This is a genomic window from Martelella sp. UBA3392, from assembly GCF_002358775.1.
Classification (GTDB): Bacteria; Pseudomonadota; Alphaproteobacteria; order Rhizobiales; family Rhizobiaceae; genus Martelella; species Martelella mediterranea.
In genome coordinates this window covers 1-13,647 of the sequence record NZ_DEPM01000105.1, presented here as the reverse complement: position 1 = coordinate 13,647, position 13,647 = coordinate 1, and the positions used below count along the sequence as shown (strand labels likewise).

10 protein-coding genes and 1 pseudogene are annotated in these 13,647 nt (G+C 60.4%); 7 read left to right on the top strand and 4 right to left on the bottom strand.

The window, feature by feature from the left end; genetic code table 11:
* Nucleotides 1-362: 362 nt before the first annotated feature.
* Nucleotides 363-1,289: a dihydrodipicolinate synthase family protein gene (locus tag B4E36_RS07715; RefSeq protein WP_292052139.1), complete on the bottom strand. Its 927-nt coding sequence runs from the start codon at nucleotides 1,287-1,289 to the stop codon at nucleotides 363-365.
* Nucleotides 1,277-2,185: a dihydrodipicolinate synthase family protein gene (locus B4E36_RS07710; RefSeq protein WP_292052137.1), complete on the bottom strand. Its 909-nt coding sequence runs from the start codon at nucleotides 2,183-2,185 to the stop codon at nucleotides 1,277-1,279. The genes B4E36_RS07715 and B4E36_RS07710 overlap by 13 nt, the downstream gene beginning before the upstream one ends.
* 170 nt (nucleotides 2,186-2,355) lie before the next feature.
* Here B4E36_RS07710 and B4E36_RS07705 point away from each other — a divergent pair, with 170 nt between their 5' ends.
* The 5 genes from B4E36_RS07705 (at nucleotide 2,356) to B4E36_RS07685 (ending at nucleotide 6,391) form a co-directional block, all read left to right on the top strand.
* Nucleotides 2,356-3,108 (top strand): FCD domain-containing protein, encoded by a 753-nt coding sequence (locus tag B4E36_RS07705; RefSeq protein WP_292052135.1) that lies wholly within the window; start codon nucleotides 2,356-2,358, stop codon nucleotides 3,106-3,108.
* 21 nt (nucleotides 3,109-3,129) lie between these two features.
* Nucleotides 3,130-4,089 (top strand): sialic acid TRAP transporter substrate-binding protein SiaP, encoded by a 960-nt coding sequence (locus B4E36_RS07700; protein ID WP_292052133.1) that lies wholly within the window; start codon nucleotides 3,130-3,132, stop codon nucleotides 4,087-4,089.
* The gene (locus tag B4E36_RS07695; protein WP_345900199.1) at nucleotides 4,079-4,624 is read left to right on the top strand and encodes a TRAP transporter small permease; all 546 of its coding nucleotides are present in this window, start codon (nucleotides 4,079-4,081) and stop codon (nucleotides 4,622-4,624) included. The genes B4E36_RS07700 and B4E36_RS07695 overlap by 11 nt, the downstream gene beginning before the upstream one ends.
* Nucleotides 4,621-5,895 (top strand): TRAP transporter large permease, encoded by a 1,275-nt coding sequence (locus B4E36_RS07690; protein WP_292052129.1) that lies wholly within the window; start codon nucleotides 4,621-4,623, stop codon nucleotides 5,893-5,895. The genes B4E36_RS07695 and B4E36_RS07690 overlap by 4 nt, the downstream gene beginning before the upstream one ends.
* A 208-nt stretch (nucleotides 5,896-6,103) precedes the next feature.
* Nucleotides 6,104-6,391 (top strand): hypothetical protein, encoded by a 288-nt coding sequence (locus B4E36_RS07685; RefSeq protein ID WP_292052126.1) that lies wholly within the window; start codon nucleotides 6,104-6,106, stop codon nucleotides 6,389-6,391.
* Here B4E36_RS07685 and B4E36_RS07680 read toward each other — a convergent pair.
* Together B4E36_RS07680 and B4E36_RS07675 are read right to left on the bottom strand one after the other, a co-directional pair.
* Nucleotides 6,356-7,612 (bottom strand): serine hydrolase domain-containing protein, encoded by a 1,257-nt coding sequence (locus tag B4E36_RS07680; RefSeq protein WP_345900198.1) that lies wholly within the window; start codon nucleotides 7,610-7,612, stop codon nucleotides 6,356-6,358. The genes B4E36_RS07685 and B4E36_RS07680 overlap by 36 nt on opposite strands.
* 65 nt (nucleotides 7,613-7,677) lie before the next feature.
* Nucleotides 7,678-12,087, bottom strand: coding sequence for an autotransporter domain-containing protein (locus tag B4E36_RS07675; RefSeq protein ID WP_292052123.1), 4,410 nt, complete (start codon nucleotides 12,085-12,087; stop codon nucleotides 7,678-7,680).
* Nucleotides 12,088-12,586: 499 nt separating this feature from the next.
* Here B4E36_RS07675 and B4E36_RS07670 point away from each other — a divergent pair, with 499 nt between their 5' ends.
* Both B4E36_RS07670 and B4E36_RS07665 read left to right on the top strand, forming a co-directional pair.
* Nucleotides 12,587-13,072 carry a GFA family protein gene (locus B4E36_RS07670; RefSeq protein WP_345900197.1) on the top strand — a complete coding sequence of 162 codons (486 nt, stop codon included), beginning with the start codon at nucleotides 12,587-12,589 and terminating at the stop codon, nucleotides 13,070-13,072.
* Between the two features lie 171 nt (nucleotides 13,073-13,243).
* Nucleotides 13,244-13,647: pseudogene (locus B4E36_RS07665) on the top strand (transposase); the annotation flags it as partial.

Genomic DNA, 13,647 nt, shown 5'->3' with positions numbered 1-13,647 from the left:
GCAGATAAACCGAGCCACCTCTATCATTACCGGGCAAGGCGGAATTCTGAGATCGAATGGGCGTGGCTTCATGGGCATTGGGGAGGTATTTGACGCGGTCGTGGATCTCGCAATTATCAACGATAGGACGGAAGTCGCTCACGTTTCTCTCTCCTGATCTGCAGCGATCCAATACTGATCGAGTTGTGCATATCGATGGTACCGTGCGAGATTGAGTATCGACCGAGATCGGCCGAAATGGGGCCGACAACGGACTGGCGGCTTCTGGTATTCCAAAAGACGATAGCCGGCGCCCGTCAGGGGAGGCCACGTATCAAGCGGTCCATTGCGGACGGAAAAAATCTTGACGAAGCTGAAAGCGGCTAGACGAATTCAGGCAGAAGTCTTGTGGCTGCGCTGCGAATACGCACAATGTCTGCGGTCGGTACGCCGTCGAAGGGCCACATCATGCCGGCACCTATCCGCGTCCAGCCGCCGGCGACGGCCATTGCCTTGTCGACTGCATTGCCGAAATAGCCCCTTGCCAGCAGAGGTCTGATGGCCTCGCTCATGAAGGCGGCAATGCGCTTTTCGAGGTCCATTGCGCCCTCCGGGTCGTTGGAGCATTGGCGCGCCCACGCAACGGCAGCTGCGGGATTGAGGCAGGCCATGTTCGAATAAGAGCCGTGCGCGCCCCTCTGTGTGCCGCTGGCGTAGAAATGCCCGGGAATGAACACCGAAATTCTCTTCAGAACCGGCGCCATGGCGTGATACCAGTTTTCGTCACCGCCAGCGCATTTCAGGCCAGCTAGCTGCGGTACCTCCTGGGTCAGCATGGCGAGCGTATCGGGCGAAAGCACCGTTTTGGCGTGCGGCGGATTGTAGAGCACCAGCGCAACGTCCTCAGCGGCGCTGGCACACCCCTTAAGGAAGCGCAGCACCTCTTCCCCACGCATCGGCGTCCAGTCCGGCAAGGTGACCTGGATGGCCAACGGCGCGAGAGCGCGTGCGGTTGCAAGACGCAGAAGGGTGCCCTGCGGCATCGGGTGTGATGCACCGATTTGAAATGGCAGCCCAACCCGCCGCGCGGAAACTGCAGTGGCACTCGCCACGGAAACGAACTGATCCTCGCTCTGGCAGTGGAATTCCGTCGTCGTGCCATTGCAGTAGATGCCGTCGACGCCCGCAGCGGCTAAGGCTTCCACCTGCGCGTCAATTGATGCGAGGCAAGGCGCTCCGTCTGCGCCGACATCCAGCATGACGGTGGCCCAGACGCCACGGATTTGCTCTGATGTGGTTAGCCCAGCCATTTGGCCACCTCCGGCCGTTTCAGGAATGCAGCGATGCGCGCTTCCGGATCCCGACCGTGCAGGGCCATGGGCGCACGCGATGGGCCGATGTCGATTCCGTGCAGGCGGAACGCGGCCTTGACCCCGGGCATGACGCCGACCTCGGCGAGAATCTCAACGAATTGCTGTGAGAGTCCCTGGAGTTCACGGGCCCGCGCGATGTCGGAACGTTCGATAGCATTCGCGATCTCGACATAGAGCCGGCCGAGCAGGTTGTAGGTGGTGCCGATGCCGCCGTCGGACCCAAGCGTGGCCGCTGCTGCATAAACCTCGTCGAAGCCGAAATAAAAGACAGATTCAGGTCGGGCGCGGCGCAGCGACGCGAACTTGAAAAGATCCATCGAGGAGAATTTCAGACCGGCGACGCCCCTGAGGTCAAGGATGCGAACAAGGAGGTCGAACGGAAGCGGGCGGCCGGTTCGAACCGGGATCTCGTAAACGATGAGGGGCAGCGCAGTCGCCTCAGACAGCGCCTCATAATAGGCGAATATCTCGTCATCGGAGAACGGATATGAATGCGGCGGCAGCGCCGAAAGGGCATGATAGCCCAGCGACTCCGCTCGTCTTGCCAGCGCGATCGAATGGGCGAGCGAGGGTAGGCCGACATGGGCGATCAGGGTTGCGTTATGGCCTCTGGCGTCTTCGGCGACGATGCCGAGCTGGTCGCTTAGGGCCGCACTTTCCAGCAGTCCGGACTCGCCGCTGCTGCCGGCGACATAGAGGCCGTTCAGCCCCTGTCCGAGCACATAGGCATCTAGTGCACGTTGGCGCTCTGGCGAAAACCCGCCGTCCTTGTCCATCGCCGTCAGAAGAGCAGCATACATGCCGCCAAGCCATTTCGTCATTTCGAGGTCCATTACGTCTAGAGATCCGCCCGGTCTTACCAAACCGGGATCCATGCATGGCTTTTGTGTGCCAGAGTCATTTTGGTTTGACAAGAAATATTTTATTTCATACTGAATCGTAAAATGGACTTACCAAAATGATTTTTCAGTTAGACAGAGATACAGGAGCGGAGGGAAATTTGGTGTTTTCAGCGCTTCAGGATGACGATGGAACGCCGCGCCAGGCAGCGCAGGCGATTGCTGATGCCCTGATCGGCGAGATCATTCGTGGCGAGATCGCCGTCGGTGATCCGCTACCCACGGAGCGTGACCTCTGCGTCCGCTTCGATGCCTCGCGCCCGACAGTGCGCGAAGCTTTGGCCATGATGCAGCTGCGCGGCTATCTCAGCGGTGGCGGTGGGCGCCGACCGCGCGCTGCTTCCCCCTCGCTCAGCGATGTCCTGCGTGGTGCTGGTGGCGTTATTCGCGAAATCCTTGGTGACGCCGAAAGTATCGCCCATCTCGAACAGACCCGCGGTTTTATCGAGATAGGCGCCGTTCGCGAGGCGACTATCAGGGCAGACAGTGCCCAAATCAGAAGGATCCATGCAGCCGTTGAGGCCAATGAGGCCGCGATCGGTACGCCAGCCTTTCCTGGTACCGATATCGCCTTCCATCGCGCGCTGGTTTCGGTGGTCGACAACCCCATCATCCTGACGCTGCACGATCTGTTCGTTTCGGAACTGCTCGCCCGTCGCCCGCCGGATCCGGATCAGAAAGCTCATGATCGCCTGGTCTTCGGGGAACACCAGGCGATCTTCCAGGCGATGATCGATGCCGACGTCGTTCGCGCCACCGACATCATGGAGCACCACATGCGTCGCTCCTACCGATCGCGGCTTTTTTTCCGGCGCTTAGCCGCCGGCGAAGGATCGACCGAACGAACCGAGTCATAAAAATACCAAAAGGAGGAAGACATGAAACTGAATAGATTGCTCGCCGCTGCCGCGGTCATGGCCGTGATGGTGGGCACCGCCGAAGCCCGCGAACTGTCGATGGGATCCCAAGACAACGAGAACTCCAACCTTTACAAGGGTATGGTGGCGTTCCAGGAAAAACTGGCAGAGGTTTCGGGTGGTGACTTGACCGTCAAGCTGTTTCCGGCGTCCCAGCTTGGTGACTTTAAGGCGATGGTCGCCATGCTTCAGGCCGGCGAACTCGACCTGGTCACGACCGGCTATCCGGACATGTCCTATGTTATTCCCGAACTCAAGCTTATCGGCGCGCCTTATGTCGTAAGCGATTTCCCGGAACTCGAAAGGATCGTCAACGGCCCGTGGGGCCAGAAGATGGAAGCCAGGTTCGAGGAGGAAGGCGTAAAAGTCGTCGATCTTTGGTATTACGGCACGCGTCAGACCACCGCCAACCGGCCAATCAACACCATTGATGACCTCAAGGGCCTGAGGATGCGCACACCGAACGTGCCGTTCCTCATCGCGTATGCCAAGGCTGTCGGCGCAACACCGGCGCCGGTGGCCTTCGCCGAGGTCTATCTTGCCCTGCAAACCAATCAGGTTGATGCCGAAGAGAACCCGCTGCCCACGATCGAGGCGATGAAGTTCTACGAGGTGCAGAGCGCCATCGCAATTACCAACCACTTTATTGCATCCCAGGCGATTCAGGTGTCCCTCGACACATGGGACAGCCTCAACGAGCAGGAACAGGGCTGGATCGTCGAGGCTGCCAAGGCCGGCGGCGAGGTCAACGACGAACTGACCTTTTCCTCCGAGGCAAGTCTTGTGGCCAAGTTCAAGGATCTCGGACTGACCATCACCGAGCCCGACCTGACGCCGTTCCGTGCCGCCATGCAACCCTATTATGATGAGCTCGAAGTTGAGTTCGGCAAGGGTGCTATCGCAGAAGTGCGTGGCGAATAGGATCTGGCGCGGCCGGTGCAAGCCGGCCGCTCCCTTATTCCAGTGCGGAGGAGCAATTATGAAGCCACGGAGCATCTACAGCCCGGAAGGCATCGCCGCGACCTTGATCTTTTGCGGTCTTATAGTCGTGCTTTTGATCCAGATTCTTGGGCGAACGCCATTATTCAACGGGCCTATCTGGACCGAGGAACTGGCACGGTGGCTTTGGGTCTGGATGGCCTTTATCGGAATCGCCGAGGCAGAGCGCACCAATAGCCAGCTCCGCATGGACCTGTTCGGCTCGATGCTCGGTACGCGCGGGCGCAAGATCCTGTTCACGCTCATCGATCTGGCCTATCTCGGCGTCGTGCTGAACCTCGTCCGGATCGGTTATTTCACCGTTCTTAGAACCTGGCGCAATGAGAGCGTGACGCTGCCATTGCCCGACGGTGCATTGTATCTCGCCGCCCTCATCGGTCTTGTCCTCGTCGCCTGGCGCGTGACCTTCCGCCTGATCGGGCTTTTCCGTCGAGACGAAGAAGGGCTGGCATCATGATCCTCGCGATGGTTGGTGGCGCCTGGCTTCTCCTCGTACTCGTCGGCGTGCCGATCGGGGTCGCCATGATCCTGGTCTCGATGGGCTATTTCTACGTGTCCGGCATGGGATTGAGCTTTGCCGTATTGCGCATGGTGGACGGACTGAACAGCTTTCCGCTACTTGCCGTTCCGCTTTTTCTGCTCGCCGCCGCGATCCTCAATTCGGCGGGGATATCGTCAAAGCTATTCGGTTTTGCGCGGGCGCTGGTCGGCCACATCACCGGCGGGCTCGGCCACGTCAACGTCTTGGCATCGCTGTTCTTTTCAGGAATGTCCGGGTCGGCCATGGCCGATGCGGGCGGGCTTGGAAAGATGGAAATCGAGGCGATGCGCGACGCAGGCTATGACGACGATTTCGCCGGCGCCGTCACGGCCGCTTCATCGATGATCGGTCCGCTGGTGCCGCCGTCGATCACCATGGTGCTCTATGGTGTTGCCGCAAACACCTCGATCGGCGCGCTCTTCCTGGGCGGCGTCGTTCCCGGCCTTTTGTGCGCCTTCTCGCTGATGGTGATGGTCTATTTCATTGCGCGGAAACGGAACTATCCGGTCGAAACTCGGCGCGGCCCGTCCGAGGTCGTCTCGTTGTTCTTCGGCTCTCTGCCAGCGCTGCTGACGCCTTTGGTGATCATCGGCGGCATCTTCTCGGGCTACTTTTCACCGACGGAGGCGGCCGCAGTCACCGTCATCTACGCGATTCTCATCGATCTGCTGTTCTACCGCGAGCTGACTTTCAAGCGCCTATGGAACGCGCTCTATGAAACCATGGCAACCTCGGCCTCGATCGCCACGATCATCGCCGGTGTCAGCCTGCTCGGTTTCGTTCTGGCCCGGGAACAGGCGCCTCAACAGATTACGAACTTGTTTCTGAAGCTTACCAATGATCCGATCAGTTTTCTGATCGCGGTCAACCTGATGATTTTCGTTCTCGGCGCTTTCATCGAGAGCCTGGTGATCCTGTTGATCGTCGTGCCGATCCTGGTGCCGATCGCGCTTGGCTACGGTATCGACCCGGTACATTTTGGCATCATCATTGTCCTCAATCTCATGATCTCGATCTTGACCCCGCCCATGGGCATGGCGCTATTCATCGTCGCCCAGGTCGGCAAAATACCGTTCCAGCGGCTGGCCCGCGCAATCCTACCCTGGCTCATCCCGCCGGTCGTGGTACTGATCCTCGTAACGGCATTCCCGATCCTGTCGACAGGCCTTCCGAGCCTGATGCGCTGATATGCGGTGCAAGGGATGTCGATGGCACGCGATCGGAAGAGGCAAACGTTGCCAAGTCAACGAGCTTAAATGATGCCGGGTCTGCATGTGGCAGATCCGCATCCCGGCGCTTCCTCACAGTGCTCAACGCCGCTTTCAGTCCGCTCGGCCAGTTTCAGTGCATGCTCACTGTCGACGCCGAATACCTGACTGTGTTCGCGAGCTCGGTGTGGCCAAGGAGGATCTGAATCGCTCGAAAGTTTGGCGCCACGCTGAGAACAAGCAGACCAACGGGCGGGCCGTCACGCTGAAAGTGGAATACACTGTCTTCCAACACGGAGAGGGCCGCCATGAAGGTCGGGCGTGTGAACGCGATGCCAATGCTGATGCAAAGCCCGCAGCAAGGTCACCGATCGCCGGGACGCCGAAGACCAATCAAATCACGTTCGCTGAAGTGCTCGCTGATGGGATTGCAATCGCTTCACGGGGCCGCCGTGCCGCCAAGAAGATGCGCTAAGGCATTGAAAATGCGCATGGCGGGCAAGGAGCACGCTATGCCGAGCGGATTGGAGGGCAGAACCTCGGCGTCGCCGCAATCGCCCGAAGGGATGTCGCTGTTGGTTTGTATGGCCACAGTCGTGTCGGTTTGGGTATTGTAATAGACGACGGTGGTGTATCCCGGCAGTTCACCGGTATGTCCGACCCAGCCGTCGGTGCAACGCAGCGCCAAGCCGTAGTCTGCGGGCCCCTGGAAAGAGCGCAGCCGCTGTTCCTGCGATTTTGCGTCAAGAAGGCCGTGACCGGTCGCCAGAGCCCTTCCATAGGTGAGCAGATCATAGACATCGGAAATGATCTCGCCAGCGGTCCAGAGCGATGCAGGGTTCCAGTTTGTCGCGTTCAGCGGGGCTTCGGCGGTCGCCGCATAGCCCTGCAGCGTGATGCCTTGCGCGTAAGGTGCGGGGATTGCGGTCTGCCTGCCTGGCCAGCTCGTGTTTTCCAGACCGAGCGGTTCGAAGATCATTGTTCTCAAGGCTGTCTCGACCGGTTGACCGGTGACCTTCTCTATCACCATTCCAAGCAGGATCGTGTTGGTGTTGGAGTAGTCATATTCAGAACCGGGTTCGAACAGCGGAGAGTTCTCGACAGCGTAGGCTACCAGATCCTCCGGTGAGAAAAACATGTTCGGGTCTTCAAGGTACAAGTCCACAAACCGCTCCGAGGCGGTGTAGCTGGCCACACCGCTCGTCATGTTTGCCAGCTGTCGCAGCGTGATTTCATCGCCGTTCGGAATGCCCGAGACATAGGCGCCAATCGTGTCGTCCAGCGAAAGAAGGCCGTCTTCAGCGAGTTGCAGAATAACGGTTCCCGTGAAGGTCTTTGTGACCGAGCCGATGCGGGTGTGCATGCCCGGCGCCATCTGCGCGCCGCTCTGCGGATCAGAGATGCCAAAACCCTCAACCCATGAGCCTTCGGGCGTGCGCACGCCGACAATCGCGCCGGGCGCTGCAGTCTGGTGCAGCGCCTTTGTCACGGCGGCGTCGAGCCTTGACGCAAGCGCTTCAGAAAGACGCTTCGAGCTTGCCGCCTGTGCAGCCGGCATCGACAGGACGCGGTCGACACCCTGAACGCACGCATCTGCAGCGACGGCGGTTTTGATACCGCCAAAGGTCAGCAGAAGCAGCGCCAGGAGCGGCAGGCTTCTTCGTTTCAGAAGATCGCATGAGACGGATGCTGTCATTTCAGGAACCCCTTTGTTGATGTTGCGCGCGAATGTGAATGTCCTGCCGATACAGCGCTAACGATCTAGAAGCGAAGGTCGAAACGCATGCTGAAATTGTGATCCTGCACCCCTTCGGCAAGCTGCCCGTCATAGCCAAGGGACAGGCTGGCTTCGTTGGAAAGGTCGAAGGACAGGCCGACTCCGATCAGGGCTGCATCCCGGGCCGTCGGAACACCGGATATCCCGAATTCACTGCCGCCGTTGAAAGCCATCATCGAGGTTCCATTCAGATCGCCATAGGCATGCTGCCAGCCGGCGTGTCCGAAAAGGCGCACCGCCGTTTCGCCGAGCATGATATCGCGGCTGGCGCGAAGACCAAGCGTCGTGGTCCACAGATCCTGAGTTTGCGACGCCGCGTGGAGCGCCGCCATGCCACCGGTCTCGGAAAACCCGTCGGTCTTCAGGTTGACATAGGATGCCGCCGCGAACGGCTGCAGATATCCGGCCTCGTCTCCGAACCGCCAGCCGGTTTCGGCAAAGGCCTGCAGCGTGCGAGCATCATAGTCGGCGCTCAGCTGTTCGCTCAGCCCGACAAAGGACACGGTCCGCTTGGTGGAGATTGCGTGATGGCCGTAGGAGCCGCCGAAGCTGAAGCTGAACGGACCTGTCTGCGTGCTGCCATACCCGCCCACATAGTAGCTGTCGGTATCCGCTGAGGCCGCGAACCCCTTCTCGTCAATCGAAGCATTCATGTAGCCTGCGGCAAGGCCGAACAGCCAGTCCTGACCGACACGGGCATCGCCGCCGAACAGGGCTCCGCCGCCGGAGGTGTCCACGGTATGGGCATTGCCATCGCCCTGATAGCGCCCGCGCCCGCCCAGAGCATCGAACCAGACCGATACCGGGTTGGTCGCCAGAGCTTCGCCGTTTGGCGCAGCGCCCTCAGCCCCGTCAGAGGCGGCATCGATGCGCGAGAGAATTGCCCTTTCGACCTGCCTCGGCTCGTCGCGCAAAACGGTATTGGCAGAGGCATGGATTTCGCCGGACAGCGCATCGAATATTTCCGGCGCCTCATTTTCGTAGAGCCCGAGGATCGTCCGATAGAGCGCCGTGTCGGGCGAGAGGCTGTCAAGGCCTGCTGCCGTTGCCTTCTGGTTGGGCGTTCTGGCTTCGTCGACGAAATCGACATCGTTTCGCTGGAGCGCCAGATAGACGTTCGTGGCGTCATAACCGATATAGGAGTCGAGAAAGGCAAAATTGTCGGTCACGCTGCCGAAACCGCCGGAGACGCCGCCTTCGGCCGTCACCACGGTATAGACATTGATTGGATCATAGCCGGAGCCGGTATCGCCGGACCGATCCGCCAGGACGACGAGATCGGCGCCCGGGTCTATCGTTGCCGCGCCCGCGACCTTGAGCAGGTCATTGTTGATACCGGCTTCCGTGCCCGCGTCATTGACCTCGACCTGGTAGACCGAACCGGCGCCAAGGCCAAGATCGCCGGCGACATGCATTGTCCCGATGGAATTGCCCGGCGCGACCATGCCGGAAACCACCGTATCCCCGACCGTTCCGGAGCCGGCAAGCATGGCGACGGAGGCGACATTGACCGCGCCGGTAACGCCATTGACCACCAGCTTGCCGCCGAACACATCCGTGCCGCCGGTATAGCTGCTTTTGCCCGTCAGTATGGTCGTGCCGGAATAGACCTCGACGCTGCCAGTCCCGGTGATATCAGGCGCAAAGGTGTAGTCCGGGTTGGTATGGTTGAAGACGATCTTGCCGCTGCGCGTGCCGAAGTCGATCAGTGACGTATCGACTACGCCCGCGGAGACAGCCATCTCGCCTGCTGCGGCGCCAATGTTCAGCCTTCCCTGTGTCCCGATGGTGAACGCGTCCGTGGCGCGAACCGTGCCGCCATCGGCAACCGTCAGCACACCGGTGGCGCCTGCACTTCCGACTTTCATCGAACCTGTCGTCCAGAGCGAGCCGGTTCCGCTGACCGTCGCCGTGCCTCTCGTCCATGCGGACTGTCCGAGGGTCGCCGTTCCGCTGGTAACGGAGCCGCCATTTTCGACCGCAAGCGTGCTGCCCGGAATCGACCCGATGACCAGTGATCGGCCAGTCCCGGCGGAAAGCCGCGACCCATTTCCGGTAACCGTGATGCTGCCGGTGGGCAATGACAGCGATGCGCTGCCGACGGCAATCTTGCCCGAGGCGTTGACGCCGCCGCCGCCGCTGATCACAAGCGCGCCGGCCCCGAGGCGACCGACATTAAGGTCGCCGTTCAGCGTCCACAAAGCCGCCGGGCCGTTGACTTCGACGCGGCCATCCTCGCCGGCGACGGTTCCGATGAAGCCGGAACCGCTTGCAAATGCATTGTTGATCTCAAGCGTGCCGGAGCCGACGCGCACCTCGCCGCCATAGGCGCTGGTCGCCCCTGTCAGCCGAAGCCGGGCGGGTCCGAAGAACGCCAGCGTGCCGGAACCGGCGAAGCTGCCGGCAAACACCGTATCGGCATTCTGGCTGACCGACAGCCTGGCTGTTCCGAGGTCGACTGTGCCGCCAGTTCCCGAAAGCCCATGCATCATCAGATCATTGTCGTTGAGATCGAGCACGCCGCCATTGACCGTGTAGGCCCCGCCTTGCGCGAAGGCGAGCAGCGAGCCAGCCCGCAGAACGCCGCCCTCGACCGTGGTTTCTCCGGTATAGATGTTGTTGCCGAACAGCGTGGTCGTGCCGGAATAGGCTTCGATGCCGCCCGCGCCCTTGAGATCGGCGAAGAACGTGTAGTCCGTGTCGGTATGGTTGAAGACGATCTTGCCGCTGCCCGTGCCGAAATCGATCAGCGCTGTGTCGACATTGCCAGCCGCGACAGCCGTATCACCTGCCGCCGCACCGATATTCAACGTTCCGTTTGACCCGATCGAAAACGTGTCGTTGGCGCGAAGCGTGCCGCCATCGGCAACCGTCAGAACCCCGGTGGCGCCCGCGCTGCCAATTCTCATCGAACCCGTGGTCCAGAGCGAACCGGTCCCGCAGACCGTGGCCGTGCCTCTCGTCCATGCGGACTGCCCGAGCGTCGCCGTTCCACTGGTAACGGAGCCGCCATTTTCGACCGCAAGCCTGCTGCCCGCGATCGACCCGATGGTCAGCGCCCCGCCGGCCTCGGTTGAAAGACGCGATCCGTCTCCGGTAACCGTGATGCTGCCCTTGGGCAAGGAAAGCGATGCACTTCCGACAGCAACCTTGCCCGACGCGTTGACGCCGCCTCCATCGCTGATCACGAGCGCGCCGGAACCGGTGCGTCCGACATTCAGATCACCATCCAGTGTCCACAAGGCTGCCGAACCAGTGACATCGACGCGTCCATCCTCGCCTGCGACGGTTCCGATGAAGCCGGATCCGCTCGAAAATGCGTTGTTGATGGCGAGCGTGCCGGTGGCAATGCGGACATCGCCGCTGTAGGCGCTGGTCGCTCCCGTCAGTTCGAGGCGACCGGCCCCTTCAAGCGTCAGCGTGCCGGAGCCGGTGAAGCTGCCGGCGAACGTCGTATCGGTATCCTGGATGATCGTAAGCTTGCCTGTTCCCAGACCGATCGTGCCGCCGGTTCCCGAAAGCGTGGACATGGTGAGATCATGACTATTGAGATCGAGCATACCGCCATTGACCGTGTAGGCCGTGTTGTTCGCAAAGCCGAACGGTGCGCCGGCCCGAAGGGTGCCGCCCTCGATCCGTGTGCCGCCGGTATAGGTGTTGGTGCCGGTCAAAATGGTGGTGCCGGAATAAACTTCGACGCCCCCCGTGCCGCTGATATCCGGCGCAAAGGCATAAGCGCTGTCGGTGTGGTTGAAGACGATGCTGCCATCACCCGCGCCGAAGACGATCGCGCCGGTCTGAAGCGCGCCGGCTGTCGTGGCTGTCTTGCCCGCCGCGGCCCCGATATTGAGCGTGCCGGAGGAACCGCTTTCGCTGGCGATGTCAACGCGATCGCTCGCGATGACGGTTGCGCTATCAGCCAATGTCAGAACGCCGTCCCCGCGATCGCCGATCGCCAGCACGCCACCGGTGCTGGTCCACGTCGTGCCCGCGCCGGAAACAATGGCCTTGCCCGAACCGCCAGCCGCTGCACCGATGACGCCGCTCACGGCTTCAACCGTTCCACCGCCTGACAGGTTCAGAATACCAGTGCCTTCGCTACCCACGGTCAATTCACCGGTGAGCGACAGTTTGGAGCCGGAACCGGACAGATTTACTGTCCCCTGCGCAATATCGTTTGCGCCGAGCACCATGTCCTTTCCGCTCATCGCGCCGCTGTTCGTGATGGTCAGCACGCCTTCGGCGTTCCAGCCCACGCGTGAAATAACGAAGTCATGCCAAAGCGAGCTGGCGTCGGTAATCGTTGCCGTGCCGTATTCATTGGTGCCGATATTGGCGATGGGAGCGGTTACGGTGCCCCCTCTGGAAATCGTGAGCGAGGCTGGGTCCTTCACCCCCACTGAAACAAAATCAGGTTCTGAAATAGCTGTCCCGTATGGCCCGCCATCGATGCCATCAACGGTAACATCAGTATTGATCCACAGGCCGGCGAGTGTTGGTCCGGAAAGCGCGAGAAGGGCGGTGGAAGCCAGCAATGCCAATTTTGGAGCAGATTGGAGCGCACGTGTGGCCGCTTTCATTGGGCGCTTGTGGAGGCGCACCGATGTGCAAACTGTCGTCGTCTTTTGGCCTTGCCGCATGGTTGTTCCCCTGAAATCATCTTCTGGAGCCATGCTCTCGAAGCGGCTTCGACAATCGGGAAACCGTGCCGACTTGCTTACGAAGTAAAGCTCCGTCGGCGCTTATTGGTCAGCAACCCAATGATTGGAATCCCCTGATCAGGGGTTTTGACGCGAAGGTTCGGAGGCCATAGACGGTTTCGTATCGGTCATTTGACGCCACAGCTTTATCGCTGCGTTGAGGATTGCGAGATATCGCAGGCATCGGGGACAAATGGGTCGGGCTATATCAATCCGGCAGGTTACTGCTGCTGCGCTTCAAACGAATGAGTATGAACATGGGTGTTTCATTATGACCTCAATCACAGTCGGCTCCTGTTTGTGTGGTGACGTCAGATTTGAAATCTCGGGCGACCTTGAGAATTTCTTCCTGTGTCACTGCAAGCGCTGTCGAAAGGACACAGGGTCGGCCCATTCGGCCAATCTGTTTTCGTCGACAGCAAGATTATCATGGGTTTCCGGCCTTGAAAGCGTCCAGACCTACAAGGTGCCTGGGACCCGGCACGAAAAAAGCTTCTGCAACAAATGCGGATCAGCACTTCCAAGCGTCCAGCTGGAGAGGACTTTGGTCGTCGTTCCAGCCGGGAGCCTTGATAGCGCGATTGAGATCCGGCCGAGTGCACATATCTGCTTTGCAAGCCGAGCGGAGTGGGACGCGCGTTTGGACGACATCCAGAAATTCAACGGTCTACCGGGCTAGGTTCAGTACCGCAAAACGGTCTCCGGCAAACCCGGTGCCTCCGTTCTGCACGTGCTCCAATCCCGCTCGAGATGCTCATTTCCGGCAGGAGACCTGTTTCAACTCGGCGATGCATCCGATGGCGATCCGCCAGATCACGCCGCGCACCCGTCCTGCATTCAGCCTTGAGGCCTGGCCATCTCAAACAGTCGTCTGATCTCGTTCGACAAGGACAGCGTCACCTTCCGCTACAAGGACTACCGCCGGAAGGGCTGCGACCGGCAGCAGATCATGACGCTTGCCACCTCCGAGTTCATTCGCCGCTTTCTGCTTCATGTCCTGCCAAAGGGCTTCCACCGCATCCGGCACTATGGTCTGCTCGCCGGAAGTTCCCGGAAGGTCAGCATCGCACGTGCCCGCGATCTCCTGAACGCTGTCCAGCCGCCTGATCACGACGCAGCCGATGCGTCGATCGACTTCCGGCCCCCGTGCCCCTGCTGCGGTGGGCGCATGATCGTCATCGAGGTGTTCGAACGCTGGCGCCAGCCACGCGGGCCACCGGAAACGGCGGCAACAGAGGTGGCTCGGTTTATCTG

What these genes read in the sequence shown, in the direction of transcription:
- B4E36_RS07715 (WP_292052139.1), bottom strand. Translation starts at nt 1,289, where the DNA reads ATGGCTGGGCTAACCACATCAGAGCAAATCCGTGGCGTCTGGGCCACC.
- B4E36_RS07710 (WP_292052137.1), bottom strand. Translation starts at nt 2,185, where the DNA reads ATGGACCTCGAAATGACGAAATGGCTTGGCGGCATGTATGCTGCTCTT.
- B4E36_RS07700 (WP_292052133.1), top strand. Translation starts at nt 3,130, where the DNA reads ATGAAACTGAATAGATTGCTCGCCGCTGCCGCGGTCATGGCCGTGATG.
- B4E36_RS07690 (WP_292052129.1), top strand. Translation starts at nt 4,621, where the DNA reads ATGATCCTCGCGATGGTTGGTGGCGCCTGGCTTCTCCTCGTACTCGTC.
- B4E36_RS07680 (WP_345900198.1), bottom strand. Translation starts at nt 7,612, where the DNA reads ATGACAGCATCCGTCTCATGCGATCTTCTGAAACGAAGAAGCCTGCCG.
- B4E36_RS07670 (WP_345900197.1), top strand. Translation starts at nt 12,587, where the DNA reads ATGGGTCGGGCTATATCAATCCGGCAGGTTACTGCTGCTGCGCTTCAA.